The sequence below is a fragment of the Tenacibaculum amylolyticum genome, assembly GCF_964511145.1.
GTDB classification, from domain to species: domain Bacteria; phylum Bacteroidota; class Bacteroidia; order Flavobacteriales; family Flavobacteriaceae; genus Polaribacter; species Polaribacter amylolyticum.
On record NZ_CAZEFZ010000037.1, the window covers coordinates 1 to 3650 of the forward strand.

General features: G+C 29.2%; 3 protein-coding genes. 1 reads left to right on the forward strand and 2 read right to left on the reverse strand.

What is annotated here, in order from left to right; all coding sequences use genetic code 11:
- Window positions 1-152: 152 nt before the first annotated feature.
- Window positions 153-341: a hypothetical protein gene (locus ACKTTC_RS12030; RefSeq protein ID WP_408040082.1), complete on the forward strand. Its 189-nt coding sequence runs from the start codon at window positions 153-155 to the stop codon at window positions 339-341.
- A gap of 382 nt (window positions 342-723) precedes the next feature.
- Here the strand turns inward: ACKTTC_RS12030 and ACKTTC_RS12035 are convergent, their stop codons facing one another.
- Complete coding sequence (locus tag ACKTTC_RS12035) at window positions 724-1284, reverse strand: hypothetical protein (protein ID WP_408040083.1); 561 nt, start codon at window positions 1282-1284, stop codon at window positions 724-726.
- Between the two features lie 11 nt (window positions 1285-1295).
- Window positions 1296-3650: HNH endonuclease (locus ACKTTC_RS12040; protein WP_408040084.1), on the reverse strand; the 2355-nt coding region annotated here is incomplete at its 5' end.

The window sequence follows — 3650 nt, forward strand, 5'->3', positions numbered from 1 at the left end:
CAGCTATGAATACATTAGAAAAATGGTATGAATTACAGGAAAATAGGAAAGCGCAAGAAAACGCAAAATGACAAGGCAGTGTATCGTCCTAAAATAGGTTTACACCAAGTGTTACCATATATAAAGGACTATTATTAATTAAAAAGAAAAAAATGAATGCTATTTACACGAAAAAGAAGTTATTTGAAACCTATTATTATCTAAATGATGGAGAAATGCGTTACGCAATTAATACTATAATTGCAGAAAATAGAAAAATACCTTTAGATATAGCCAAGTTTAAAAAGAAATTAAGACCTAAAGAAGTACAAGCTTTTTTAAAAGAATTTGATTTAATATAAATCTTGAAATACTAGAAGTTGAAAAATAATTTATCAGATAGTTTGTTGATTGTTGACAAAATAAGCTTTTCATGAGTAAAAACAAGGCTTCTAGAGGTAAACAAAACATCAACAGTTTGTCAACAGTTACTTTTATATTTTTGATGTTGACAAACTGTTGATCATCTGTTTTTCTATTTAGCGATTAAATACCAGTACTGTAAAATGTGTTTTCAACAGTTCAACAATATTTTTAAACTTTGTGTTTTATTGTTTGAAAATTCAAAATTTAGAAAAAGCTAAAATTCATCTTAAGTTACTTTTAGAAAAAGATAATAAGTATTACTAGAAGAGGTGGAAAATATTCTCCACCTCAACCATAGTAACTATAAATTTATTTTAATTATTCTCTTATACGCCAAAAATCTTCTCCCCAATTTTTATATAATTCAGAGTATGAAACTTCATTTGGTAAAAAAGTTTTTTCTTCTTTGAACATAAGTGTTTTAGAAAATTCAAAAATATTATTGGCAATTAAACAATAATCTTCACTTTTACTCCAGTTAACAAGGAAGATTTTATCTTCATTTTCATCTCTAGTCCCAATAAAAATACCTCCACCAATACCAACATCAGCTATTCTAATAAGTCCATGTTCTAAAAATTCATGACTGTCACTAGAATATACCTCCCAATCATTTAAAAGTTCATTGTTGTTAAAGAAGCCTGAGAAATTATATTCTTCATTTTGTGATGGGGTAAATATTATTAAACCACAATCAGAATAAGAAGAAAATTTAGAATTGAAATATTTTTGCAATAAAACATTACCTTCACCTAATTCGTATAATGATGCGAAAAGTTTAAAGTATTTAGGTAATTCAAAACCTATCAATTTTTCTATTTTACTGTAGGTATCCGTTTCATTATTTGTTTTACTTTTAAAAAAATTTAGTCCTTTCATTATTATATTTATTAAAATGGTGAGCTAAATACCCCTTGCAAACCCCTATCTATGATAGCACTTCCTCCTGAATGGCTAAATGAACGATGAATATTTTTCAATACAGGCATTAAAGATTTTCCGTCTTGATGATGATGCCAAGTATAAATTATACCATCAATTTCTACAGCAGTACCTCTAGATCGAATATTTTTATCGGGAAACTTATTTCTTAACCAATTTGTTGCGTTTGTAAAATCTGTAGTAGTTCCATTACCAATTAAATTATCTGCTTTATAAGTAAATCCTTGATCCAAAGAATAGTTTTTAAAATCAGGAAATCCATTTTTATCATATCTTACACTTACTTGTTGTCCATCTATTGTTTTAGTAGCTGTAAAGTCAAATTGTCCACTATAACCTGCGGGCTTTCTTTGATTTCTAATTAGATGATCTAATTTATTTAATTGATCACTACTTAAATTATCAATTCGTTTTACTAAATTATGATCTGCTCCATTCTCAATAAGTTTCTTTGCGTTTGGTAAATTATCTAATTTACTTAATACACTTGCAAAGTCTTCAACTTCATCTGCTCCTCTAGCTATTACATGCCCTGCATTATTTGTTAGTTCAATAATATCATCTGCTAACTTAGGCTTAAAACCTCTAGCAATTATTTTTCCTAGCTTAGATGCAAAATGTTGGATTTGCCTAAAGATTCTCAAAATCTTATATAGCTTACTTCCTGCTTTTACAGCTCCTTTAAATACTGTGCTACCTGCTGCTGTGGATATAATTCCTGCTAACCCTAATACTACTCCTAGTACATCTCCATTATTAAAACTCTTAATAGTATCTACTATATCGTAACCAGGAATAAAACTAAGACCTATCTCTACAGCAACGCTTTTAAACAATTCTCCTACAACAGCCCATTGTTCATCATTTTGCGGCCAATATTGACTTAGACTTTCAAATATAGGCAATAAACCAATAGTCTTATTAATTTGTTCTTTTTTTGCTTCTGGAAGAAAATTATTAAATCTATTCTCATCTGCAAACCTAACTAATTGGTTAGCGTATTGGTGATTACGATATATCCAGTTTTTTTGGTTATTATCAGTAATATTAACTTCTTTAACTAACTTTACAACTTTAGCTCCCGCCGCTAGTTCACGTAAAATTCTAATTCTTTCTAATTGTTCAGCTTGTCCTTCTGGTTCTTCATTTCCTTCCTCATCCGTAGGTAATGGGTTTGATGTATCTTCACTATCTTGTTGTGCAGCAGCTCGTAATCTGTTAACATATTCTGCTGCTTTATTTGGGTTTGCATTTAACCATTCCTGTTGATCTGCATCTGTTATTCCTAACTTTCTTACAATATTATCTACATTTAAAGTTGTACCTATAGGGGTTCTGCGTATTTGATTAGCAATAGCTTGATCTCTTAATCTATTATGATCTCGTTTAGCAGAACCAGCAGCAAAAGGGTTGTTATGGTATTTGTTTTTTAAAATTATTTTCCAATATAAAGGATGATAGACTGTATAATCTTTGTATTGATCTCTAACTTTATTTTCTATAAAGTTTGTATTAGCAATATCTATTCTATTATTAAATTGATTAAATATTCTTGCTGCTTCTGTACTAAGTACGTAAGGAGGACTACTGTATCTTTTGTATTGTTCATAATGAATTAAAAATTGCATCATGTTTATACGATCCCAATAATCTAAATTATGATAAAAAGCATTCTTATCTCTTAAGGCATCAGGCTCTAATTGTGGTCTAAGATTGTACCAACCTAGTCTGTTTTTCATAAAGCCTAATTCATCACTTTGCCAATGTAAATTTACTATATTAGAGAATTTGGCTCTCTCTCTGTTAATATCCTGTATGCTTCGAATGTTTTTTAATGGAATCCCATTTACTTTTACATCAGGATAGAGAGAACTATTAACTCTCCCGTTTCTAATCTCACTTTCTCGTTGTTGTAATCTTCTTAGGTTTTTTAAGCCTGAATTCTTTTGGCTATTAGTAATATCTAAATCGTGAGAAACCTTATTTCTAGTTCTTGGAATATTTATACTAAGATTATTTATTTCTGTTTTATTAAATAAATATTCTCTGGCTTGGTCATAACTCTTAAAACTTTTATGGTATTTGTTTTCTATATATTCTAAAACTTTTTGCGCTTGCTTATTATACCAGTTTCTAGCATTTTGAGCCGCAGCTCTTTTAATAGCATTTTCGTTTGCTATAGCATTAGAAAAAAGACTATTGTAATTAAGGTTTAAATCAGGTATCGCTTCTCCACCTTTTTTAGTTTTGCTTATAATGATTGGAGTAGTACCATCTTCATTTAAAAATTCATTCGGTATTTG

Bases quoted from the DNA above. Each gene is read 5' to 3' on its own strand.
- ACKTTC_RS12035 (WP_408040083.1), bottom strand. From the start codon at position 1,284: ATGAAAGGACTAAATTTTTTTAAAAGTAAAACAAATAATGAAACGGAT.
- ACKTTC_RS12030 (WP_408040082.1), top strand. From the start codon at position 153: ATGAATGCTATTTACACGAAAAAGAAGTTATTTGAAACCTATTATTAT.